The organism is Kribbella sp. NPDC050241 (genome assembly GCF_044459685.1).
Lineage (GTDB): Bacteria > Actinomycetota > Actinomycetes > Propionibacteriales > Kribbellaceae > Kribbella.
Map to the genome: position 1 here is coordinate 278,169 of NZ_JBITJE010000005.1, position 21,308 is coordinate 299,476.

Below are 21,308 nucleotides of genomic sequence, written 5' to 3' on the forward strand. Positions count from 1 at the left end.
TCACGCCATCGGATGCGGGTCGAGGTTCAGTTCGTCCAGCCGCGCCGGACGCAGCCCGATCCGCCCCGGCATCTCCAGCAGTCGCCGCCCACCGAGCCGCTCCTGGTTGGCACCGAACCAGATCGGCACGAACCCCGGCACCAGCCCACGCACCACCCGCACCCCGAGTGCGGCGACGTCCGGCGTCGTGACATCCACGGCGAGTACGTCGCCCGCGACCTTGGCCAGCGACTCGATCAGCACCGCGAGGTCGGCAGGCTCGGGTGACGCGGCGTCCGGCCAAGGCTGACGCGGAGCCTCGCGAAGGAAGCGCATCCCACCACAGGCCACGTCGGCGTACAGCAGGCTGTGGTCGCCCAGACTCGCGACCTTCGCCGGCGTGGCAACCAACTCGGCCATCCGCGCCCGGACCTCCGGTTGGCGGAGGCGGGCGCGCAGTAGCGGTCGCGCCTGCCCGACTTCGAGCACCGCGGACCGGGCAGCGGCGACCGGTTCCATCCCTGCTCCGAGTCCGACAACCGCGACCGGAGTCCGCTCCGACCATGCGACCGCAAGGGCGACGGCCGCCACCGTGTCGGTCGGCAACAGGTGCACCACGATCTCGATCCCACGCCGCGCGTGCGTCGCGGCGATCCCACGGGTCTGTTCGTCCGGTACGTCGGCTGCGGCTACGCAGCGCCCGGGCAGCCGATGCGACCACGCGATCATGAACGCGTCCCGCTCGATCACCTCGAGCAACGCGCGCAGCGTGGCGCCGTCCCGGTCCGGCCCGGCCGCGAAGCCGTTCGACGTGGTCGGGAACAGCCCGGCCTCGGGCGGCGGCAGATAGCCCAGATGCGTTGCCAGCAAGGGAATCCAGACCTCATCGCCGGTCACCATCGACTGTGCCGGCACCCACTCGAGTTCGGTCTCCGGCCGCCACGGCTGGAACGGCACTGTCTCGTACTGATGATCCGCGAACAGCACCAGGTCCCGCGGATGCAGGCCCCGCCGGTCCAACCCGTCGTACGTCGAAGTGATCGTGCGCTCAGGTCGCCATGTCATGGCGGCGTGCCGTTCGAGAGCCTCACCGAGAGCGCTGTCGCGCGCCTGCCGCCGGGTCCAGCCCTTGCCGGAGCAGACGACGAACGGATCGCGGTCGCTGCGGAAGCGAGCGTTCGCCAGTTCGGCCTGGACGACGTACGGCCGCTCCGGCTCATCGACGTCCTTCGGGAAGGGAACGAGCCTGCGGACCACACCGCAGAGCGAGTCGACCACGCGCGCGGCGATGCCCTCGAAGTCCGTTGTCTCAGCCTCCGCCGGCCGACGTCCCTTCTTTGCGCAGGCCGGGCAATCCGGGTGCGGCACGACTGGATGCAACTCCTCGCCGCCAGCGAGCGCATCGAGTGTGAGCACGTTGGCAGTCAGCCGCGGTGCCGCGATCGACAGCGTCAACGCGAACACCTCGGTCATCAGCGCTCCGGTGACCATGGGCAGAAGTGCCGGGAGCACTGGCCTCGCCGCAGCCTCCACGAACCGGCGACCATCGAGCGCCTCCTCGAGTGCCATCGCCGCACCGAAGTCGTCCACACAGGACAGCGCCCGCATCCGCCAGCACATGTAGCAAGGCCCGCCGTCGGGCAGCACCAGAGGACCGACCGTCGCCCGGGCGCCCTGCGATTCCGCATGCAACGTCGGTACGCCGAGCTCCAGGCCGACCGCGTTGATCCACTGATGCAGCACCGGCAGCGAGCCATCACCAGCCGCGACGACCAGATCCGCACCTGCCATCAAGCCGGGCAATTCGTCGCGCCGCGACGGGTACGGCGCTCGAATCAGGCCTGGGATCCCGGCTCCCGCAAGAACCTCCACCTGCCCGACCACAACAACTCGCACCGTGGCCAACCGCCTGGCGAGCAGTTCGTGGTCGGACGAAGGCACCGCGTACAGCCAGTCCAGCACCGCGGCCTTCTCCTCCACCAAGACGCCGGAATCGAGCAGCGAGCCGATCAGTCGATCGACCTCGAGTGCCGGCAGATCGGACAACTCGTCGAGCAGGTCCGCACGGCCGAGTGGCAGCGCCGGCAGGATCCTGTCCCGCACCACCCGCGCGACCCCGCCCTCGAGGCGCAACGTCGCAGACGGCGTCCTGAGTACGACGTCGCCACCGGTACCGCGACCGTCCTCGCGCGTCCCGCTCGAGGAGTCGACGTCGACGACGTCCAGGCCGGGGACCGACATGATGAACGGTTCCGGGCCTGGCCGCCTCGAGGTCATCCGCCGAGGTCTCCGAATCGCCCGACGGCACCGGCGCCGAACCCGCCCGGGGCGCAACCGCTGCCGCCGGTGTCGTCGCCGGGGCTGATCGCGCCCGGGGCGCAGCCGCTGCCGCCGGTGTCGTCGCCGCGGCCGAACCCGCCCGGCGCGCAGCCGGTGCCAGGGCCGATCATCTGCTGCAAGATGTCGCGGACCTTGATATAGGTGCGGAACTCCTCCGCGGTGATGTCCTCGATCTTCGGCACGGACCTCGTCGCCAGCCGCTGCTCCAGCTGGACGACCCTGCCCATGAGCTCCTCGTACTCGTCCTGACCCGGCATCGCTTCCCCCTCCATGGATGGCGAGGTGACGCCATGTGATCCCCCTGCGCCCCGTTGTGTCTGCGGCGCCCCCCACCACGAATCGGCCGGTCACAGCCGATGTTTGGAGTATCGTCCCGGCGGCAGCATAAGGTCCAGTGCATGGAGGATCGAGGGGCTGCCGGTGCTGACCTGCACCTGGACCTGGCGGCGTCACGGGGCCGGAACGATCTGGTTCAAGCGTTGCATGCATCGATCCGGAGCGGGCGGTTGCCGGCCGGCACGCGGCTGCCGTCGTCGCGGTCGTTGGCGAAGGATCTCGGCATTGCCCGCAACACCGTTGCGGACGCCTACGGTCAACTCGTCGCCGAGGGCTGGCTGACCGCTCGTCAAGGCTCCGGCACAGTTGTCGCCAACCGTGCCACCACTCCGCCGGCTCCCGACGTGTCGTTGCCCTCGGCAAAGGCATACCGCTACGACCTGACTCCCGGTGCACCTGATGTCTCGACGTTCCCGCGCGGTGAGTGGCTGACCGCCGCGCGGAAGGCGTTGACCGCGGCACCCAACGAGGCTTTCGGCCTCGGCGATCCGCGCGGCCGGATCGAACTGCGCCGGATGCTCGCCGACTACCTGGCCCGGGCCCGTGGCGTCCGCGCCGATCCCGAACGGGTCCTGATCTGCTCCGGCTACGTGCAGGGCGTGAGCCTGCTCAGCGAAGTACTGCGGAACCTCGGCGGGACGACCGTGTCCGTGGAGGAGTTCGGGTACGCCCTGCACCTGGACGTGATCCGGTCGCGGGGCCTCACGCCTGTGCCGGTCTCGGTCGACGAGCTTGGTGCGCAGGTCTCACAGCTGACTGGTGACGGTGCTTTGCTGACACCGGCGCACCAGATGCCGACGGGCGTGCCGCTTGCGCCTGAGCGTCGTACTGCGGCAGTCGAGTGGGCCAGAGACACCGGGGGAGTGCTGATCGAGGACGACTACGACGGTGAGTTCCGGTACGACCGGCAGGCCGTGGGGGCGCTGCAGGCGCTGGACCCCGAGCGGGTCGTGTACACGGGGACGGCGAGCAAGAGCCTCGCACCGGGACTGCGGCTCGCGTGGATGGTGTTGCCGCATCGGTTGATCGAGCCGGTGGTCGCGGCCAAGCGGACGGCCGACTTCCAGACCGCGACCCTGGAGCAGCTCACCCTCGCGGAATTCATTGCCTCCGGCCACTACGACCGGCACGTCCGGCGGTCCCGGCTGCACTATCGCCGGCGCAGGGACCGCCTGGTCGAGTTGCTCGCCGTCCGCGCCCCGAACGTCAAGGTCGCCGGCATCTCGGCCGGTATGCACGTCCTCCTCGAGGTCCCCGGCGACGCGGAAGACGTGGTCGCCCGAGCCGCGCGCCAGGGCCTGGGTCTCACCACCCTGAGCAGCTACCACTTCAACCCGACCCCGGCCACCCGCCAAGCGGTCATCGTCGGCTACGGCACCCCACCCGACCACGCCTACCCCGGCGCCCTGGACCTCCTCTGCCAGGTCCTAGGTGTCTAGGGCGTCCACCAGCGCACGGATGTCGTCGGGTCCGACCCGGCAGCAGCCACCGACGTACGCCGCCCCGGCGGCAAACCATGCTGAGGCAAGAGGGGTTGTCCGGTGGCCCGTCCAGTGGCGGGCGGTCGCGTCCCAGGACTCGCCGGAGTTGGGGTAGGCGACGGCCGGCTTGCCGGTGACCGCGACGGCTGTCTCGACCGCGGGCCGGACCTCATCGGGCGCACAGCAGTTGATGCCGACGGCAATCACTTGGTCGATCGCGGCGATCGCGAAGGCGTCCGTGAGAGGTTGGCCGGCGCGCGTGTGTCTCCCGGAGATCGAGTAGGAGAACCACGCCGGAAAGTCCAGCTCGGCCAGCAGCCCGACGAGTACCTCGGCTTCGTCCGCGTCCGGGATGGTCTCTACCGCCATCAGGTCAGGCTCAGCACTGATCAGCAGCTCCATCCGCGGCCCGTGGAAGTCACGGAGCGTCGCCGCACTCACGCCGTACCGGCCGCGGTACTCCGATCCGTCCGCGAGCATCGCACCGTACGGCCCGACCGACGCGGCAACCAGCCGGCGCCGTCCGTCGGTGAACGAGTCGCGCACATCGCGGGCGATCCGCACACTGCTCGTAATCAGTCGCTCGGCCTCGGATCGCGGCACCCCGGCGCGCTCGAACCCGACCACGCTGGCCTGATAGCTGGCCGTCGTAGCCACCATCGCCCCGGCGTCGTAGTACGCCCGATGCACCGCCGCGATCTCAGCCGGCGCGTCCTTCAACAGCCGCGCCGACCACAACGCGTCCGACAGGTCGTGGCCACGATCTTCCAGGGCGTTCGACAGACCGCCGTCGAGGATGATCGGCCGGTCAGATTCCCTGGACAAGCTCGAAGACCTCGTCCGCGCAACCCCAGGACAGCGTGACCCCGGAACCACCATGTCCGTAGCAGTGGATCACCGGCTCACCCGTCCGCGTCCGGACCAGCTCACACCGGATCGCCGGCCGGGCCGGGCGCAGTCCGACCCGATGCCGGATGATCTTTGCCTTGCGCAACTGTGGGACCAGCTCGGCCGCCCGCTCCAGCATCTGATCCGCGGTCGCCTGATCGACCGCGAGGTTCCAGTCGTTCGGTTGGCTGGTCCCGCCGACCACCACGTCATGCTCCCGCGGTACGACGTACGTCAACTCCGAAGGCGACCGATCGGCCACGAGCCACTCGGTCAGGCCGCACTGCTCGACCGTCATCACCTGCCCCCGCACAGGCGTCACGGCCGGGTCGCTCGCGGTCAGCCGGGCACCGAGGCCGGCACAGTTGATGACCACATCGGCCGTCGTCGGCAAGGCCGGCAACGCAGCGCGGGTGAGCGTCCCGCCGGCCAGGTCCAGCCGCTTGACGAGCGACTGCAGGTACGCCGGCATCTCGATCACCGCCGTCGTGAACGACCAGCCGTCCTCGAATCCGGCCGGCGGCGACACCCGGGTCAGGTCAGGCAGGACGTCGGCCCAGCGCGGATCCGGCTTCTGCTCCACCAGGAACTCGCGCCCGCGCCGCATTCGCACCGACGGCTCGAGCTCCGCCAGCTTGGAGAATTCCTCGTACGCCGTCCTGGACCAGGCGGCGACGCGGTCCTCGGGAGCCGACAGGTACGGGTACCAGATCGCCGCAGCCACCGCCGACGTCGTCTCCAGCGGCAGGTCGCGGGCGAACACGGCCACGTCGTACCCACCCTCGGCGAGCCGGACGGCACAGGTCAGCCCGATCACGCCCGCACCCACCACGATCACGCGCATTCACACATTGTGACCCGCGCCTAAGCATCACGCCATGTCATGCAGGGTGACGTCAGCGCAGATCGACGGCCAGTGAGTAGAACCGGGTGATCTGGGTGGCGCCGTTGTTGTCGTCGGACAGCAGGTACAGCTGCCGCTTGCCGCCGGGCAGGTAGCCGCCGAGGGCGAGCGCCTCGACGTTGTCCAGCAGCGGGTTCGGCTGCGGCTGCTTGGCGACCGCGCCGGACGGCGGGCAGTTCACCAGGTCGAACAGCAGCTTCTTCTGCAGGAAGACCTTCTCCGGCGCATCCGCCAGCGACGCCTGCTGCGACACGTCGACGGCCCGGCGCAACGACACGGTGAACACCCGGATCGTGTTGCCCACACCCGGCGTGAACGTGCGCTCCATCGACACCAGTTCGTCCCGGTTCACCCAGGCGAGCTCGACCAGCGAGAGACCCGGGTCGGGCTTGTAGGCGTACTGCGCGGCGACCCGGTAGTCATGGCCCGGGAACCCGGCGTACCGAAGGATGCGGTTGCGCGTGCGGCCGTCGGCGTCGGTGCCGTCGGACGCGAGCGGGCCTTCCATGCCGGCGAACAGCGACAGCCCGTCACGGCTGACCGCGAGCGACTCGAACGTCGCGTTGCTCGTCGCCTCGCCGGCCGGCGCGACCTGGAAGCGCGACGGCACCGGCAGCGACGCGGTCTCCTTGCCGTCGGACAGCCGGAAGCGGCGGATCGACGGTTCGCGCTCGGAGGTGGCCAGGATGGTCCGATCGCCCCGCTCGACCACCAGGCCCTCGCCGTCGAAGTCCGCGCCCGTGTACGGCGTACCGTCCGGGCGGCGCAGGATCGTCATCCCGTCGACGCTGACCGCCGTCGGCTTGCTGTTGGTCTCGAGCTGGAACACCCGGGCCGGTGTGGTCCCGACGTTGTCCACCAGAGCGGTCGCGCTGTGCGGGCCGGTCACGTTCAGCGCCGACAGGCCTGCGACCGGCTGGCCGTCGAACGTCGTCTTGTCCAGCGCATCACTGAAGCCGAGGAACTGCGCGTCCGGTGAGCAGGAACCACCACCGCTGGGATGCTTGCCCGGCGTCGCCGACGCCGTCAGCGTCGTGGTCAGGGCGGTCAGGACTATTGCTGCGGCGAGCGGCTTCTGCCAGCGCATTCAAGGCTCCTTGATCGGGACGTCAGCACCGATCGAAACCTATCGCGCACAACATCAGGTGAACATCACCGCACCAGACAGGGGCGCTTCGGATCGAACACCCAGTCCTCGACCAGGTACTGCATGGCGATCGCGTCGTCGCGTGCACCGAGCCCATGCTGTTGATACAACTCGTGCGCGGCGGCAAGCGCATCGCGGTCCAACTCGACGCCGAGCCCAGGCTTCGTCGGTACGGCGATCGACCCGTTCTCGATCCGCAACGGTTCCCTGGTCAGCGCCTGCCCGTCCTGCCAGATCCAATGCGTGTCCAGGGCGGTGATGTCGCCCGGTGCCGCAGCGCCGACCTGGGTGAACATCGCCAGCGAGATGTCGAAGTGGTTGTTCGAGTGCGACCCCCAGGTCAGCCCGAAGTCCGTGCACAACTGCGCGACGCGCACCGACCCGGCCATCGTCCAGAAGTGCGGATCGGCCAGCGGAATGTCGACCGCATCGACCCGGATGGCGTGCGCGAGCTCGCGCCAGTCGGTCGCGATCATGTTCGTTGCCGTCGGCAGCCCGGTCGCGCGCCTGAACTCCGCCATCGTCTCGCGCCCCGAGAACCCCGGCTCCGCGCCGACCGGGTCCTCGACATACGCCAGTACGTCGTCCAGGCCCGAACACCACGCGATCGCGTCCCGCACCGGCCAAGCTCCGTTCGGGTCGATCGTGATCCGGGCCGACGGGAACCGTGCGGCCAACGCCCGCACAGCCTCGAGCTCGACAGGCCCGTCGAACACGCCACCCTTCAGCTTGAAGTCCGCGAACCCGTACCGCTCCTGCGCCGCCTCGGCCAACGCCACCACCGCATCGGGTGTCAACGCCGACTGCCGCCGCAGCTTCGACCACCGATCCTCGCCGGCGTCGGTCAGGTACGGAAGCTCGGTTCGTCCGGCGTCGCCGACATAGAAGAGATAACCAAGCACCGGCACAGCAGAGCGCTGCTGCCCGTCACCCAGCAACTCGGCCACAGGCACGCCGAGATGCTGCCCGAACAGATCGAGCAGCGCCGATTCGAGGCCGGTCACCGCGTGGACCGTCGTCCGGAGATCGAAGGTCTGTTGCCCCCGGCCACCAGCATCTCGGTCGGCGAAGGTCCGCGCGACGCGCCGGAGGAGTTGGCGATACTGCGCGAGTTCCTGACCGACTGCGAACTCGGCGGCCGCATGGATCGTCGACGCGATCTTGTCGCCCCCCGGAACCTCGCCGAGGCCGATGTTGCCCGAGCTGTCGGTCACGATCACGACGTTCCGGGTGAAGAACGGTCCGTGCGCACCGCTCAGGTTCAGCAGCATGCTGTCGTACCCGGCGACCGGAACGACCTCGACCGAGGCGATGGTCGGCGTCACTTGATCCTGCCGATCAATGCGGTGAGCTGAGTCAGCTCGTCCTCGCTCAGGTCCTGGAGCGGTGGACGCACCGGCCCCGCAGATCGGCCGATCGCGGTCACGCCGGCCTTGACGATCGAGACGGCGTACCCCTTCATCCGGTCCCGGATGTCCAGGTAGGGGAGGACGAACTCGTCCAGCTTGCGGTAGACGCTCTCGCGGTCCTGCGCCAGTACGTCGGCGTAGAAGCCGAGTGCGAACTCGGGCACGAAGTTGAAGATCGCCGAGGAGTACGTGCTGACCCCGAGCTGCAGCAGCGGCAGCGCGAACGTCTCGGCCGTCGGCAGACCGCCGATGTAGGTGAGCCGGTCGCCGACCCGGGCGTACGTGCGGGTCATCATCTCGATGTTGCCGACGCCGTCCTTCAGGCAGACGAGGTTTTCGTTGCGGTCGGCAAGCTCCGCGACGGAGACGTCGGTGAGGATCGCGTTCGCCCGGCTGTAGACGGTGACGCCGAGCCTCGTACTGCGGCAGACAGCCGACACATGGTCGATCAGCCCACGCTGACCCGCCTCGGTCAGGTACGGCGGCAGCAGCAGGACCCCATCGGCACCGGCGGCCTCCGCGGCCTGGGCTTGTGCGATCGCGGTCGCCGTACCGCCGGTCGCGGGCGCGATCACCGGGAGCTTCCCGTTCACCTCTGACACCGCCGCGCGGACGACCGTGTCGATCTCGGCGGGCGTCAGCGAGAAGCCCTCACCGGTGCCGCCGGCGGCGAACAACCCGGCGACGTCGTACTGACTGAGCCAGGACAGGTGCTCGCGATAGCCGGACTCGTTGAAGCTCAGATCCGGGTTGAAGTGCGTCACCGGGAAGGACAGCAGCCCGGTCTTGAGCTGAGCCGCGAGTTCGGCAGGGTTCATGCCGGTCAGCCTAGGAACCAGTGTGGATACCTGTCCAAGATCGATGTTGGATCTATCGATGCTCTGGAAGCATCGTGAGCACTCGCTGCAGCACGGGACTGGTGGAGTCGCGGTTCCAGATCGCGTGCAGTTCGACCGGCTCACCCGGCACGCCGACCTCGCAGTACGTCACGCCCTCGACCCCGAGGCTGCGCGCCGAAGCGGGAACCAGGGCAACGCCGCGACCGGCCGCGGCCAGGAGGACGACGGTGAGGATCTGCTGGACCCGCTGCTCGATCCGGGGATGGGAGTCGGCGAGGAATCGGACCGTCAGTTCGTGGAAGTAGCGCGCCTGGGTGGGGGAGTAGCTGATCACCGGCTCGTCGGCGAAGTCGGCCGGGGTCAGCGGGCGGTCGAGGGACGCGAGCCGATGGTTGCTCGGTACAACGGCACACAGTGGTTCGCGGAACACGACTCGGGAGTCGAGCAGGCGTGTGTCGAACGGCGGCCGACCGAGGCCGAGATCCAGCTCGCCGCGCAGCAGGCCGTCGATCTGCGCCGGAGTGACGCGCTCGTGCAGGATCACGTCCACGTCCGGCAGTTCCTCCGACATCCGGCGCAGGAACGGGCCGAGCGTGCGGATCGCCGAGACCGCGGTGAAACCGAGGCGCAGCGTGCCGGCCGCACCCTGATCGACCCGACGGGCCAGATCGCCGGCGGTCTCGACCAGCGCCAGCAGCCGGCGAGCCTCGGTCAGGAACGCCTGCCCGGCCTCGGTGAGCTCCACCCGGCGGTTGTCCCGCTCGAGCAGCCGCACCCCGACGGCACGCTCGAGTTTCTGGACCTGACGGCTCAGCGGCGGCTGGGTCATGTTCAGCCGCTCGGCGGCGCGGCCGAAGTGGAGTTCCTCGGCGACGGCGACGAAGGCGCTCAGCTGGTCGAGCGAGAACATGATTCCCGGAAGGTATCACTCGGCGCCGGATCAGGTCCGAGAGGGCATCGCCAACCAGTGCCGCCCGCTCATCGCGTGCCGAACTCGCAACTGTCGACGGTCCACGCGGCGCATTGCTCGCTGGTGGTGAAGCCGAGCCCGGGGCGATCCGGGACGAGCATGCGGCCGTCCAATGTCTCGAGACGCTCGTTGAACAACGGGTTCAGCCACTCGAAGTGCTCGACCCACGGCTCGCGCGGATAGGCGGCAGCCAGGTGGAGGTGGATTTCCATCGCGAAGTGCGGCGCCAGTTGGAGGCCGTGGTGATCCGCAAGCGTGGCCAGCTTCAGGAACGGTGTGATGCCGCCGATCCGCGGCGCGTCCGGCTGGATGATGTCGGCGGCCCGGGCCTCGATCAGCCGGACGTGTTCGCCCACGCTCGACAGCATCTCCCCGGTCGCGATCGGCGTGTCCAGCGCTGCGGCCAACTCAGCGTGTCCCTCGGCGTCGTACGCGTCGAGCGGCTCCTCGATCCAGACCAGGTCGAACTGCTCGAGCACCCGCCCGAACCGCAGCCCCGTCGGCCGGTCCCACTGCTGGTTCGCGTCCACCATCAGCGGTACGCCGTCGCCCAGGTGCTCGCGGACGGCGCGGACCCGCTCCAGGTCGATCCGGGTGTCCGGCTGCCCGACCTTGATCTTGATCCCGCCGATCCCGTCCGCCAGCGACTTCGACGCGCGCTCCGTGACCTCCTCGATCGGCGCGTGCAGGAACCCGCCGGAGGTGTTGTACGCGCGCACCGAGTCCCGATGGGCGCCCAGCAGCTTGGCCAGCGGAAGCCCGGCCCGCTTCGCCTTCAGGTCCCACAGCGCGATGTCGATCGCCGCGATCGCCTGCGTCGCCACCCCGGACCGCCCGACCGACGCGCCGGCCCAGAGCAACTTGTCGTACACCTTGCCGATGTCCGACGGGTCCTCACCGATCAGGTTCGCCGCGATCTCCTTGGCATGCGCGTACTGCGCGGGACCGCCGGCCCGCTTGGAGTAGCTGAACCCGATCCCGTGCTGGTCCTGCGCGGTCGCGATCTCCGCGAACAGGAACACGATCTCGGTCATCGGCCGCTGCCGCCCGGTGAGCACCTTGGCGTCGCTGATCGGCTGGTCGAGGGGGAGGACCACGGAGGACAGGCGAACGTGGCGGATCTGGTCGCTCGGCATCGACTCATCGTAGGGGGCCGGACCGCCAGGCCATCACAACGCAGCGGCCTCCGCCACGCTGAGCGCGGCGGAGGCTGCAGTGGTGCGATTGTGATGGCCTGGCGGTCCGTGCCTACTCGACCGTGACGGACTTGGCCAGGTTGCGCGGCTTGTCGACGTCGTGGCCGAGCGCGACCGCCGCGTAGTACGCGAGGATCTGCAGCGGGATGGTGAGCAGGATCGGGTCGAGTTCCGGCTCGTTCTTCGGTACGACAATCTTCGCCGCGACACCGTCCGGTACGTCGACGCCCGGGTGCGTGACGACGTACAGCGGGCCGGACCGGGCAGCGATCTCGTGCAGCGCGCCGATGTTGCGGTCGACCAGTTCGTCGTCCGGCACGATCGCGACGCTCGGGACGTCCGGCGAGATCAGCGCGAGCGGGCCGTGCTTCAGCTCCGACGTCTGATAGGCCTCGGCGTGCCGGTAGGAGATCTCCTTCAGCTTCTGCGCACCCTCGCGGGCGACCGGGTAGCCGCGGGTCCGGCCGACGAAGAACAGGCTCTCGTGCTGGGCGAGCCGGCCGGCGATCTTGGCCAGCTCCTCCTCCTGGGCCACGATCGACTGGATGTGCTCGGGCAGCTTCTTCAGGCCCTCGATCAGCCGGCGGCCGTCAGCGGGGGAGACGTCGCGGATCCGGCCCAGGTGGATGCCGAGCATCGCGAACGCGACCGCCATGTTGGTCAGCGCCTTGGTCGAGGCGACCGAGACCTCCGGGCCGGCGTGCAGGTAGACACCGCCGTCGACCTCACGGGCGATGCTGGAGCCGACCGCGTTGACCAGGCCGATCACGCGGCCGCCCTTGCGCTTCAGCTCCTGCACGGCGACCAGGGTGTCCAGCGTCTCGCCGGACTGGCTGACCGCGATGTAGAGGGTGTCGCGCTCGACCACCGGGTTGCGGTAGCGGAACTCCGAGGCCGGCTCGGCGTCGGCGGGGATCCGGGCGACCTCTTCGATGAACTGCGCGCCCATCTGGCCGGCGTAGTACGCCGATCCGCAGCCGAGGATCTTGACCCGCTTGATCTCCCGGGCCTCGCGGGCGTCCATGTTCAGGCCGCCGAGGTGGACGGTGTGGAAGCGCTCGTCGAGACGGCCCCGGATGGCCCGGCCGACCGCGTCCGGCTGCTCGTGGATCTCCTTCATCATGAAGTGCTCGTGCAGGCCGCGCTCGTACTCGTCGGCCTCCCACTCGACCGTCTTGGCGGTCTTGGTGGTGGGCGCGGCGTCCTGGGTGAAGGTGCGGTAGCCGTCGGCGCGGACGGTGGCCAGCTCGCCGTCGTCCAAGTAGACGACCTGACGGGTGTAGCGGATCAGGGCGGCCGCGTCGGAGGCGACATGCATCTCGCCGTCGCCGATGCCGAGGATCAGCGGGCTGCCGTTACGGGCGACCACGATCCGGTCCGGGAAGTCCAGGTCGATGACAGCGATGCCGTAGGTGCCCTCGATCCGGCGCAGGGCGGCCATCACCTTGTCCTCGAGGGTGGCGCCCTCGGACTGCTCGATCAGGTGCGCGAGCACCTCGGTGTCGGTCTCCGAGCGCAGCTTGACGCCGGCTTCCTCCAGCTGGGCCCGCAGCGCGCCGGCGTTGTCGAAGATGCCGTTGTGGACGACGGCGATCCGCTCGTTGCCGCTGGCGTGCGGGTGCGCGTTGTCCTTGCTCGGGCCGCCGTGCGTGGCCCACCGGGTGTGGCCGATGCCGAGCTTGCCGCCGAACCGCTTCGGCAGCGACGCCTCCAGCTCACGGACGCGGCCGGCGTCCTTGTGCACCTTCAGCTCGCTGGCCCCCAGGACCGCGACACCTGCCGAGTCGTAGCCGCGGTACTCCAGCCGCGCCAGTCCGTCCACCAGGATGGGCGCGGCCGGCTTGGTGCCGACGTACCCGACGATTCCGCACATGTGTTGGTGCCTTTCGAAGGTTGGTTGCTCACCGCTCAGCCGTAGACGATCCGTCGCAGCTGCCGGGCTGAGAGTTCGGGGGAGCGCACCGGCCAGTGCCGGAGCTCGGTACCGAGCCGGGCGAAGATCTCGTCGTTGCGGGCGCCGTAGGTCTGCAGCTCCCGGTGCCGGCGCCGGACGTAGTCCTCGGTGGTCTCGGTGAAATAGGCCAGTACGTCCGCGACGACGCGCCGCGCGTCGTCCGCCGACAGCCCGGTGGTCCGGCTGACCTGCTCGGCCAGCTCGTCCACGGGCCCCACCGCCGCCTCACTGATCACGCGTCCACCTTGCAGCGTTTTCGAGGTCAGCGCAAAGGATCTGCCCGAAATCGGGCAAATTTCCTGACTTGTCAGGATGAAGTCTCGAACCGGTGCAGCCAGGGAACGCCGACGGCGAACAGTGGGCCGGTGTCCAGGCGATAGACGCGCTCGCGGCCCCTCAGGGTGACATGTACGAGTCCGGCCTGCTCCAGGACCCCCAGGTGTCGGGTGATCGTCGGCCAGGAGTGGTCGAAGCGTCCCGCGATCTCGCCTGAGGTCATCTCGCCGCCGCGCAGGTGCAGGACCAGCAGGATGGTACGGCGGGAGTGGTGCGCGAGGGCGGTGAACACCCGGTCGAGGTCGTCCAGGTCCCGCCCGCCGCGAGAGCCGGCGGTCAAGCCGGCAGATCCTGTGCCAGATCCTGGGGCAGGTAGTGCGGGAAGTCCCACTTCGGCAGCCCGTCCCGCTCCTCGAGCAGCGGGTCCATCCGCTCCCAGAGCGTCAGCACGTCAGGGTGCTCGTGCGCCCGCGCGAATCCACCGTCCACCCAGGTGAAGATCTCGACGTACGTCGGCTCGTCCACCGACCGGAACACCGTCGCCCGCTCCTCGGTCACGAACCCGAGCCCCCGCAACGTCGCCCAATGCCCGCCGAGCACCTCCCGGAACCGATCCTCATCCGCCGCCCGGACCCGATAAGTACAGATCACCGTTTCCTTAGCCATATCGCTAAGTAAGTGCCCGCGGCCGACGTCCTGTCAACACCTCGGTGAGCTCAGAACAACCGCAGTACGTCGGATTCCATGCCTCGGAGGGCGTCGTAGTCGACGGTGAGGCATTCGAGGCCCCGGTCGGTGGCGAGGACCTTGGCCTGGGGCTTGATGAGCTGGGCGGCGAAGATGCCGCGGACCGGGGCCAGCATCGGGTCGCGGTTGAGGAGTTCGACGTACCGCGTGAGCTGCTCGACGCCGTCGATCTCGCCGCGGCGCTTGATCTCGACGGCGACGTGCTTGCCGTCGGCATCCCGGCAGAGGAGGTCGACCGGGCCGATCGCGGTCGGGTACTCGCGCCGTACCAGGGACCAGCCCTCGCCGAAGGTGTGCACGTGCTCGGCCAGCAGTTCCTGCAGGTGCGCCTCGACGCCGTCCTTGATCAGACCGGGGTCGACGCCGAGCTCGTAGGCGGTGTCGCTGTGCACCTCCTCGATGGTGATCCGCAGCTCCTCGCCGGCCTTGTTGGTGACGCTCCACACGTCACCGTCCTCAGTCAGCTTGCACGGCGGCGACATCCAGTTGAGCGGCTTGTACGAGCCGCCGTCGGCGTGGATCAGTACCGACCCGTCCGCCTTCACCATCAGCAACCGCGGCGCCATCGGCAGATGAGCCGTCAGCCGGCCGGAGTAGTCCACAGAACACGTAGCAATCACCAAGCGCACGAGAAAGCACCGTAGTCCACGAGCGGCCGGGAACCCATGTCGCCTGGCCGTCCGGAGTGGCAGGGTGGTGAACATGATGCCGAAGGTCAGCGAACAGGCGATCGCCGAGTACGACGCGGTCGCGGCCGGACTGGAGTCGGCCGGCGTGGTCCGGGGAAGCATGTTCGGCATGCCCTGTCTCAAGATCGGCAAGAAGGTGCTCGCCGGGATGTTCGGCGATGCCATGACGTTCAAGCTCCCGCCGGAGCCGCGGGAGAAGGCGCTCGCTGTGCCGGGCGCCGAGGCGTTCGACCCGGGCATGGGCCGGCCGATGAAGGAGTGGGTGGTGATCCCGCTGGCACAGTCGGAGGTCTGGCCGGACTACGCCGCCGAGGCACTGGAGTACGTCGCCGGATGAATCTCATGTGTCCCGCGCGGATTCTGCTGTTGCCTGGGGATGTGCAGGATCCGGTGGTCGGGGACAGGATCGCCCAGGTGTACGCCGGCCCGTTCGAGGCGGCAGCCGGCACCCGGTTGGCCGACCACCTCGGCGTCCGGCTGACCGTCGTACCCGAGCTCGCGCAGCGACCTGACGAGGAGCTGCAGGCGATCGCCGACCTGCATCGCGGCGAGACCGTGGTCGTGCTCGGCGTCGACCTCGGGCTGAGGCTCCCGGCGATCGTCGAGCACACCGGCGACGGGTGGACCCGGGTGCAGACGGACAACGAGGTGACGCTGGCGACGTACGAGCAGGCGTCGGCGAAGTTCCGGGAATCGATCCCCAAGGAGCCCAACGAGCTGCTCATCGACCTGCTCGCCGAGGGGGTCGCGCCCGGCGCCCGCATTCTGGAGCTCGGCAGCGGGACCGGCCGCGACGCGATCGAGTTGGAGCGCCGCGGTTTCGTCGTACGGCGTACCGACGCGACCCAGGCCTTCCTCGAGATGATGCGTGCCGGCGGGTACGACGCCGATCGGCTGAACGCGATCACGGACGACTTCGGCGGCCCGTACGACGCTGTGTTCGCCGACGCGGTGTTCCTGCACTTCGACCGTGCCCAGCTGGCCGGAGTACTCCGGAAGGCGGCGCGGGCCGCGCCGGTGCTCGCGTTCGCGACGCGGGAGGGCAAGGGCGAGGAGTGGTCCAACCGGAACCTCGACCTGCCCCGGCATTTCGTCATGTGGCAGGAGGAACCGTTGCGCGAACTGCTCACCGCGAACGGCTGGAACGTCGAGCAGGTCAGACGCAGCGAGTCGCGGATCGGGTTCTGGTTCAGCGTCCTGGCGAGCCGCGCATGATCCGCGCGGGGATCGTCCTGCTCTCCCGGCACGGAGTGGCCGCGATCGAGCGGGTGCGCGACGGACGGACGTACCACGTCCTGCCGGGCGGCCAGGTCGAGGAGGGCGAGAGCCTGGCGGAGGCGGCCCGGCGCGAGACCCACGAGGAACTGGGTGTGCTGGTGAAGATCCGCGGGCTGGTCGCCGTGGTGAACTTCGGCACGAGCACCCAGCACTACTTCCTGGCCGAGTCGATCGGTGGCGAGTTCGGCGCCGGCGAAGGGCCGGAGATGGGAAGTACCGCGGAGTCGGAAGCCGGGAGCTATCGGGCGGTGTGGCTGCCGGTCGGGGACCTTCTCGGGCGCGAGCTCAAGCCGAAACCGGTCGCGTCCATGCTCGACAGCGCCCCGGATCCGGCCTGGCTGCTGGACGCGTGGCTGGAGTCGCCGGTGGTGTTCGACGAGGTGTGAGGTTGGCCTCCCGGGTGACTCAGCTCATGGGCGGACCAGTAGTGGGACTGGCATAGTTCGGGCCATGGCTCGGGAACTGAAGACGGTGGGTGTGGTCGGTCTGGGCACGATGGGTGCCGGGATCGCCGAGGTGTTCGCGCGCAACGGCCTGACCGTGGTCGGCGTCGAGCGTGACGGGGAGGCGGCCGAGCGCGGCCGCGGGCACATCCAGCACTCCACCGACCGGGCGGTGAAGCGCGGCAAGCTGTCGGTCGAGGACCAGCAGGCGCTGTTCGACCGGGTCACCTTCGCCACCACGCTCGAGGCGCTCGCGGACTGCGACCTGGTGATCGAGGCCGTGATCGAGCGGCTCGAGCTCAAGCGCGAGATCTTCTCGGCGCTGGACAAGGTCGTCCGCGACGACGCCATCCTGGCCACCAACACCTCGTCCCTGTCGGTCACCGAGATCTCGGTCGCCACCCAGCGCCCGCGCCGCGTCGTCGGCATGCACTTCTTCAACCCCGCGCCGGTGCAGGAGTTCGTCGAGGTGATCCGGACAGTGGTCACCGAGCCGGACGTGGTCGAGGACGTGCTCGCGCTGGCCCGCCGCCTCGACAAGGTCCCGGTGGTGGCTGCCGACCGGGCCGGCTTCATCGCGAACGCCCTGCTGTTCGGCTACCTGAATCACGCGGTCTCGATGGTGGAGTCGCGGTACGCGACCCGCGAGGACGTGGACGCGGCGATGCGGCTCGGCTGCGGCTACCCGATGGGTCCGCTCGCGCTGCTCGATCTGATCGGCCTCGACACGGCGTACGAGATCCTCGACACGATGTACAAGCAGGGCCGCAACCGGCTGCATGCGCCGGCCCCGATCCTCAAGCAGATGGTCACCGCCGGACTGCTCGGCCGCAAGACCGGCCGCGGTTTCTACACCTACGAGGCGCCGGACTCCCCGGTCGTGGTCGACGACGAGCACACGCCGGCGTCGGACGGCGCGGAGATCGCCGTACGCCCGATCAAGCAGGTCGGCGTGGTCGGCTCCGGGACGATGGCCGTCGGCATCATCGAGGTCTGCGCCAGGGCCGGGTACGACGTCCTGTACGTCGCCCGCGGTACTGAGAAGGTGGACCGGGTCCGGGCCGGCCTCGAACGCTCGCTGGAGAAGGGCGTTCAGCGCGGCAAGCTGTCCTCGGAGGAGCGGGACGCGACGCTGCGCCGGATCACCGGAACGGCCAAGCTCGACGACCTCGCGAGTGTTGACCTGGTGGTCGAGGCCGTGGTCGAGGAGCTGAGCGTCAAGCAGGCGCTGTTCGAGACCTTCGACGAGATCTGCAAGCCGGGTGCGATCCTCGCAACGACCACCTCGAGTCTGCCGGTGATCGACCTGGCGATGGCGACCAAGCGGCCGGCCGACGTGGTCGGTGTGCACTTCTTCAACCCGGCGCCAGTGATGAAGCTGGTCGAGGTCGTGAGCACGGTCAGCACGTCCCCGGATGTGGCCGACACGGTCGCGGCGCTGGCTGTTGCCGCCGGCAAGCACCCGGTCCGGTGCGGCGACCGGGCCGGCTTCATCGTGAACGCGCTGCTGTTCCCGTACCTGAACGACTCGGTCCGGATGCTCGAGGCGCACTACGCCGGGGTCGAAGACATCGACGCCGCGATGAAGCTCGGCTGCCGGCTGCCGATGGGTCCGTTCGAGCTGCTGGACGTGGTCGGCCTGGACGTCTCGCTGGCCATCCAGCGGACCCTCTACCTCGAGTTCCGCGAGCCCGGATTCGCCCCGGCCCCGCTGCTCGAGCACCTGGTCACCGCCGGCTACCTGGGCCGCAAGACCGGCCGGGGATTCCGCGACTACAGCAACTGACGTGCCCTAAGCCTTTGCGCAGGAGATCTCGTGCGGTGACGGCGGTTTGCTCGACGAGATCACCTCGGCTCTCGACCCCGAGTTGGTCGGTGAGGTTCTCGATCTGCTCCGCGACCTGCGGTCGGAGGGGATGACGATGCTGATCTGCACCCACGAGATGGCGTTCGCCCGCGAGATCGCCGACCAGGTCTGCTTCCTGCACCACGGCGGCCTGCTCGAAAGCGGGCCACCCGCGGACGTCCTGGACAACCCAGCCAGCCCCGCACCCAGGAGTTCCTCCGCCGCATCCGGAACTAGATGGCGGACGCCCAGGCCATCACAACCGACGACTCCGCTGCGGGCCCCGCCTGCCGACGCCGGAGCGCCGCGATTGTGATGGCGTGGCGGTCCGGACCTGCGCCACTCACCAACCCTCGCGGCCGCCGGGGCCCAGCGACCGACCGAGCGTGATCCGCCTCGGTGGTGCGCAGTTGGTGAGTGCCTGGTGTCCGCCTCAACGCAAGGTGAGTGCGGTTTCCGACTCGAGGCGGGACAGCTTCTCGGGGTTGCGGACGTAGTAGATGCCGGTGACGTGGGCGTCCTCGATCCGCAGCGCGACGACGCCGTCGAGCTTCCCGTCGAAGCGGAACAGCAGCGCCGGGTTGCCGTTGATCACGGTCGGCTCGGTGGTGAGCGTGCCGCCGACCCTCTGCACGCTGCCGACGAACATGCGGATCGCCTTCTCCGCGCCGATGATCGGACGCAGTGCGGTGAGTTTGAGGCCGCCACCGTCGCTGACGAGGACCACGTCGGGCGCGAGGACGTCCAGCAGGGCCTTCAGGTCGCTGGCCTCGACCGCGCGCTGGAAGGCCTCGAAGGCCGCCCGTCCTTCGTTCGGGGAGACCACACTGCGGGGGCGGCGGGCTTCGACGTGCTGCCGGGCGCGGTGCGCGATCTGGCGGACGGCCGCCGGGTTCTTGTCGACGGCCGCCGCGATGTCGTCGTAGCTGACACCGAACGCCTCGCGCAGGACGAAGACGGCCCGCTCGGTCGGAGTCAGCGTTTCCAGGACCAGCATCATCGCCATCGACACACTCTCGGCCAACTCGACGTCCTCGGCCGCGTCCGGAGCGGTGAGCAGCGGTTCGGGCAGCCAGGGACCGACGTACGCCTCTCGGCGCCGCTGCATCGTGCGCAGGCGGTTGAGCGACTGGCGGGTGGTGATCCGGATCAGGTAGGCGCGCTGATCGCGGACCTGATCCAGACCGACCTTGCTCCACCGCAGCCAGGTCTCCTGCAGCACGTCCTCCGCGTCGACCGCCGATCCGAGGATCTCGTAGGCGACGGTGAACAGCAGGTTCCGGTGGGCGACGAAGGCGTCGGTCGCGGGGTCACCGGACTGGTCGCTCATCAAGGCAGCTCTCCTCAGGCCGGGCGGCCTGCGTTCGCGGGTGCCTTTGCGGCCTTGGCCTGCAGTACCTTCCGGCGTCGGCGATCCTTGAACCAGAGATCGAGCTTGCCGGGTCGGCGCGCCTCCTGCCTGAGCTGCCAGATGGTGCTCTTGCAGACACCTTCCTTGAGCATCGCCATGGATCGGTTGCCCAGATGGAACACGCCGGTCGGGGTGTCGTCCCGCTTCGCGTACTGGACCACACCGGCGCGACGTCCCAGGCTGATGCACTCGCCGAAGAACCCAACCTCGAAGCCCGCGGGCTCCCGGCCGGCGATCCGGTTCAGCACCGTCTCGGCGGCCTGCGGGCCCAGCTGCATCGCGGACTGGCAACTCATCCGCACCGGCAGGTCCGAGGGTGCTCCCGAGTCCCCGGCCGCGATGATGCGTACGTCGTCCACGCTGGTGAGGGTCTCGTCGGTGAGCAGCCGCCCGAGGGAGTCCGTGCTCAGCCCGCTGCGGGTGGCCAGATCCGGCACGCTGAACCCCGCGGTCCAGATCGTCACGTCGCTGTGCAGCTCGCGGCCGTCGCTGAGCTGGACGGCGTCAGCTGTCACGCCCGTCACCGTCGCGCCGTCGCCTTCGAGCACGGTCACACCGAGCTTGGCGAGCCGCCGGGCGACCGAGCGCCGGGCCCGCGGATGCAGGTACGGCCCGAGCACCTTTCCGCAGACCAGAGTCACTGTACGGCCCTGCTCCGCCAGTTCGGACGCAGTTTCCAGGCCGGTCGGTCCGGCGCCCACCACCGTCAGCGCGGCCGATGCCGGCGCGGCGTCGACGACCGGCTGGAGTCGCCGTGCCTGTTCCAGGGTGGAGATCGGGTAGGCGTACTCCGCCGCGCCGCTCACGCTGGGGTCCCCGCTGCCGCTGCCCACCGCGTAGATCAGGTAGTCGTAGTCGAGGGCGCCGCCGTTCGCCAGCATCACCCGACGTCCGGCCGCGTCGATCTGGGTGACAGTGTCGACCGCGAGTTCGACGCCGCCGGCCAGGATGCTCTGGTAGTCCACCAGCGCGTCGTCCGACCCGCCGACGAGCTGGTGCAGCCGGATCCGTTCGACAAAGGCCGGACGTGGGTTGATCAGGGTCACGTGTACGTCGTCACGCTGCGTCAGGCGGTTGGCAGCCATCACGCCGGCGTATCCGCCGCCGATCACGATGACATCGGTCTTCTCGGTCATGGCCACTCCTTCGTCTCAGAGATGGCCTTAAAGACACCG

The 21,308-nt window shown here is 69.4% G+C and carries 22 protein-coding genes; 6 read left to right on the forward strand and 16 right to left on the reverse strand.

Translation table 11 applies throughout. The annotated features are described in order from the left end of the window. Both ACIBG5_RS24860 and ACIBG5_RS24865 read right to left on the reverse strand, forming a co-directional pair. Positions 1 to 2,256, reverse strand: a complete 2,256-nt coding sequence (locus ACIBG5_RS24860) for a TOMM precursor leader peptide-binding protein (RefSeq protein ID WP_396393855.1) — start codon at positions 2,254 to 2,256, stop codon at positions 1 to 3. Then, complete coding sequence (locus tag ACIBG5_RS24865; protein ID WP_396393856.1) at positions 2,253 to 2,576, reverse strand: hypothetical protein; 324 nt, start codon at positions 2,574 to 2,576, stop codon at positions 2,253 to 2,255. The genes ACIBG5_RS24860 and ACIBG5_RS24865 overlap by 4 nt, the downstream gene beginning before the upstream one ends. 141 nt (positions 2,577 to 2,717) lie before the next feature. Here ACIBG5_RS24865 and ACIBG5_RS24870 point away from each other — a divergent pair, with 141 nt between their 5' ends. Next, positions 2,718 to 4,094 carry a PLP-dependent aminotransferase family protein gene (locus ACIBG5_RS24870; RefSeq protein WP_396393857.1) on the forward strand — a complete coding sequence of 459 codons (1,377 nt, stop codon included), beginning with the start codon at positions 2,718 to 2,720 and terminating at the stop codon, positions 4,092 to 4,094. Here the strand turns inward: ACIBG5_RS24870 and mmuM are convergent. The 12 genes from mmuM to nucS all read right to left on the reverse strand — a co-directional run bounded on the left by mmuM (position 4,083) and on the right by nucS (position 15,095). Further along, positions 4,083 to 4,961: a homocysteine S-methyltransferase gene (mmuM, locus tag ACIBG5_RS24875; RefSeq protein ID WP_396393858.1), complete on the reverse strand. Its 879-nt coding sequence runs from the start codon at positions 4,959 to 4,961 to the stop codon at positions 4,083 to 4,085. The genes ACIBG5_RS24870 and mmuM overlap by 12 nt on opposite strands. Continuing rightward, a complete protein-coding gene (locus ACIBG5_RS24880) occupies positions 4,945 to 5,868 on the reverse strand; it encodes an FAD-dependent oxidoreductase (RefSeq protein WP_396393859.1) in 924 nt (307 codons plus the stop codon). Before ACIBG5_RS24880 ends, mmuM begins: the two co-directional genes overlap by 17 nt. A gap of 52 nt (positions 5,869 to 5,920) precedes the next feature. Then, positions 5,921 to 7,015: an esterase-like activity of phytase family protein gene (locus ACIBG5_RS24885; RefSeq protein WP_396393860.1), complete on the reverse strand. Its 1,095-nt coding sequence runs from the start codon at positions 7,013 to 7,015 to the stop codon at positions 5,921 to 5,923. A gap of 65 nt (positions 7,016 to 7,080) precedes the next feature. Continuing rightward, positions 7,081 to 8,400 carry an enolase C-terminal domain-like protein gene (locus tag ACIBG5_RS24890; RefSeq protein WP_396393861.1) on the reverse strand — a complete coding sequence of 440 codons (1,320 nt, stop codon included), beginning with the start codon at positions 8,398 to 8,400 and terminating at the stop codon, positions 7,081 to 7,083. Then, positions 8,397 to 9,302, reverse strand: a complete 906-nt coding sequence (gene kdgD, locus ACIBG5_RS24895; protein WP_396393862.1) for a 5-dehydro-4-deoxyglucarate dehydratase — start codon at positions 9,300 to 9,302, stop codon at positions 8,397 to 8,399. Before kdgD ends, ACIBG5_RS24890 begins: the two co-directional genes overlap by 4 nt. A gap of 52 nt (positions 9,303 to 9,354) precedes the next feature. Beyond that, complete coding sequence (locus ACIBG5_RS24900) at positions 9,355 to 10,233, reverse strand: LysR family transcriptional regulator (RefSeq protein ID WP_396393863.1); 879 nt, start codon at positions 10,231 to 10,233, stop codon at positions 9,355 to 9,357. Positions 10,234 to 10,301: 68 nt separating this feature from the next. Next, positions 10,302 to 11,429: a mandelate racemase/muconate lactonizing enzyme family protein gene (locus tag ACIBG5_RS24905; RefSeq protein ID WP_396393864.1), complete on the reverse strand. Its 1,128-nt coding sequence runs from the start codon at positions 11,427 to 11,429 to the stop codon at positions 10,302 to 10,304. A 112-nt stretch (positions 11,430 to 11,541) separates the two neighbouring features. Beyond that, a complete protein-coding gene (gene glmS / locus ACIBG5_RS24910; RefSeq protein ID WP_396393865.1) occupies positions 11,542 to 13,362 on the reverse strand; it encodes a glutamine--fructose-6-phosphate transaminase (isomerizing) in 1,821 nt (606 codons plus the stop codon). Positions 13,363 to 13,397: 35 nt separating this feature from the next. After that, entirely contained in the window at positions 13,398 to 13,676 is a 279-nt protein-coding gene (locus ACIBG5_RS24915) for a hypothetical protein (protein ID WP_396394165.1), read from the reverse strand. Between the two features lie 74 nt (positions 13,677 to 13,750). Continuing rightward, on the reverse strand, positions 13,751 to 14,059 hold the full coding sequence (locus ACIBG5_RS24920; protein WP_396393866.1) for a metalloregulator ArsR/SmtB family transcription factor: 309 nt from the start codon (positions 14,057 to 14,059) through the stop codon (positions 13,751 to 13,753). Then, complete coding sequence (locus ACIBG5_RS24925) at positions 14,056 to 14,385, reverse strand: hypothetical protein (protein ID WP_396393867.1); 330 nt, start codon at positions 14,383 to 14,385, stop codon at positions 14,056 to 14,058. Before ACIBG5_RS24925 ends, ACIBG5_RS24920 begins: the two co-directional genes overlap by 4 nt. A 50-nt stretch (positions 14,386 to 14,435) precedes the next feature. Beyond that, entirely contained in the window at positions 14,436 to 15,095 is a 660-nt protein-coding gene (gene nucS, locus ACIBG5_RS24930; protein ID WP_396393868.1) for an endonuclease NucS, read from the reverse strand. Positions 15,096 to 15,168: 73 nt separating this feature from the next. Here nucS and ACIBG5_RS24935 point away from each other — a divergent pair, with 73 nt between their 5' ends. From ACIBG5_RS24935 to ACIBG5_RS24955, 5 genes are all read left to right on the forward strand, one after another. Further along, the gene (locus ACIBG5_RS24935; RefSeq protein WP_396393869.1) at positions 15,169 to 15,492 is read left to right on the forward strand and encodes a hypothetical protein; all 324 of its coding nucleotides are present in this window, start codon (positions 15,169 to 15,171) and stop codon (positions 15,490 to 15,492) included. Between the two features lie 41 nt (positions 15,493 to 15,533). Further along, a complete protein-coding gene (locus ACIBG5_RS24940; protein WP_396393870.1) occupies positions 15,534 to 16,370 on the forward strand; it encodes a class I SAM-dependent methyltransferase in 837 nt (278 codons plus the stop codon). Then, on the forward strand, positions 16,367 to 16,819 hold the full coding sequence (locus ACIBG5_RS24945; RefSeq protein WP_396393871.1) for an NUDIX domain-containing protein: 453 nt from the start codon (positions 16,367 to 16,369) through the stop codon (positions 16,817 to 16,819). Before ACIBG5_RS24940 ends, ACIBG5_RS24945 begins: the two co-directional genes overlap by 4 nt. Positions 16,820 to 16,883: 64 nt before the next feature. Beyond that, positions 16,884 to 18,662 carry a 3-hydroxyacyl-CoA dehydrogenase family protein gene (locus tag ACIBG5_RS24950; RefSeq protein ID WP_396393872.1) on the forward strand — a complete coding sequence of 593 codons (1,779 nt, stop codon included), beginning with the start codon at positions 16,884 to 16,886 and terminating at the stop codon, positions 18,660 to 18,662. A 46-nt stretch (positions 18,663 to 18,708) separates the two neighbouring features. Then, the gene (locus ACIBG5_RS24955; RefSeq protein ID WP_396393873.1) at positions 18,709 to 19,038 is read left to right on the forward strand and encodes a hypothetical protein; all 330 of its coding nucleotides are present in this window, start codon (positions 18,709 to 18,711) and stop codon (positions 19,036 to 19,038) included. 117 nt (positions 19,039 to 19,155) lie between these two features. On the opposite strand, the gene ACIBG5_RS24960 is transcribed toward ACIBG5_RS24955, so the two are convergent. Both ACIBG5_RS24960 and ACIBG5_RS24965 read right to left on the reverse strand, forming a co-directional pair. Beyond that, complete coding sequence (locus tag ACIBG5_RS24960; RefSeq protein ID WP_396393874.1) at positions 19,156 to 20,052, reverse strand: RNA polymerase sigma-70 factor; 897 nt, start codon at positions 20,050 to 20,052, stop codon at positions 19,156 to 19,158. 14 nt (positions 20,053 to 20,066) lie between these two features. After that, complete coding sequence (locus tag ACIBG5_RS24965; protein ID WP_396393875.1) at positions 20,067 to 21,269, reverse strand: NAD(P)/FAD-dependent oxidoreductase; 1,203 nt, start codon at positions 21,267 to 21,269, stop codon at positions 20,067 to 20,069. Positions 21,270 to 21,308 lie beyond the last annotated feature (39 nt).

What these genes read in the sequence shown, in the direction of transcription:
- ACIBG5_RS24945 (WP_396393871.1), top strand. Translation starts at nt 16,367, where the DNA reads ATGATCCGCGCGGGGATCGTCCTGCTCTCCCGGCACGGAGTGGCCGCG.
- ACIBG5_RS24905 (WP_396393864.1), bottom strand. Translation starts at nt 11,429, where the DNA reads ATGCCGAGCGACCAGATCCGCCACGTTCGCCTGTCCTCCGTGGTCCTC.
- ACIBG5_RS24860 (WP_396393855.1), bottom strand. Translation starts at nt 2,256, where the DNA reads ATGACCTCGAGGCGGCCAGGCCCGGAACCGTTCATCATGTCGGTCCCC.
- ACIBG5_RS24900 (WP_396393863.1), bottom strand. Translation starts at nt 10,233, where the DNA reads ATGTTCTCGCTCGACCAGCTGAGCGCCTTCGTCGCCGTCGCCGAGGAA.
- kdgD (WP_396393862.1), bottom strand. Translation starts at nt 9,302, where the DNA reads ATGAACCCTGCCGAACTCGCGGCTCAGCTCAAGACCGGGCTGCTGTCC.
- ACIBG5_RS24865 (WP_396393856.1), bottom strand. Translation starts at nt 2,576, where the DNA reads ATGCCGGGTCAGGACGAGTACGAGGAGCTCATGGGCAGGGTCGTCCAG.
- ACIBG5_RS24885 (WP_396393860.1), bottom strand. Translation starts at nt 7,015, where the DNA reads ATGCGCTGGCAGAAGCCGCTCGCCGCAGCAATAGTCCTGACCGCCCTG.
- ACIBG5_RS24880 (WP_396393859.1), bottom strand. Translation starts at nt 5,868, where the DNA reads ATGCGCGTGATCGTGGTGGGTGCGGGCGTGATCGGGCTGACCTGTGCC.
- ACIBG5_RS24960 (WP_396393874.1), bottom strand. Translation starts at nt 20,052, where the DNA reads ATGAGCGACCAGTCCGGTGACCCCGCGACCGACGCCTTCGTCGCCCAC.
- ACIBG5_RS24935 (WP_396393869.1), top strand. Translation starts at nt 15,169, where the DNA reads ATGATGCCGAAGGTCAGCGAACAGGCGATCGCCGAGTACGACGCGGTC.
- glmS (WP_396393865.1), bottom strand. Translation starts at nt 13,362, where the DNA reads ATGTGCGGAATCGTCGGGTACGTCGGCACCAAGCCGGCCGCGCCCATC.
- ACIBG5_RS24925 (WP_396393867.1), bottom strand. Translation starts at nt 14,385, where the DNA reads ATGGCTAAGGAAACGGTGATCTGTACTTATCGGGTCCGGGCGGCGGAT.
- ACIBG5_RS24965 (WP_396393875.1), bottom strand. Translation starts at nt 21,269, where the DNA reads ATGACCGAGAAGACCGATGTCATCGTGATCGGCGGCGGATACGCCGGC.
- ACIBG5_RS24950 (WP_396393872.1), top strand. Translation starts at nt 16,884, where the DNA reads ATGGCTCGGGAACTGAAGACGGTGGGTGTGGTCGGTCTGGGCACGATG.
- ACIBG5_RS24870 (WP_396393857.1), top strand. Translation starts at nt 2,718, where the DNA reads ATGGAGGATCGAGGGGCTGCCGGTGCTGACCTGCACCTGGACCTGGCG.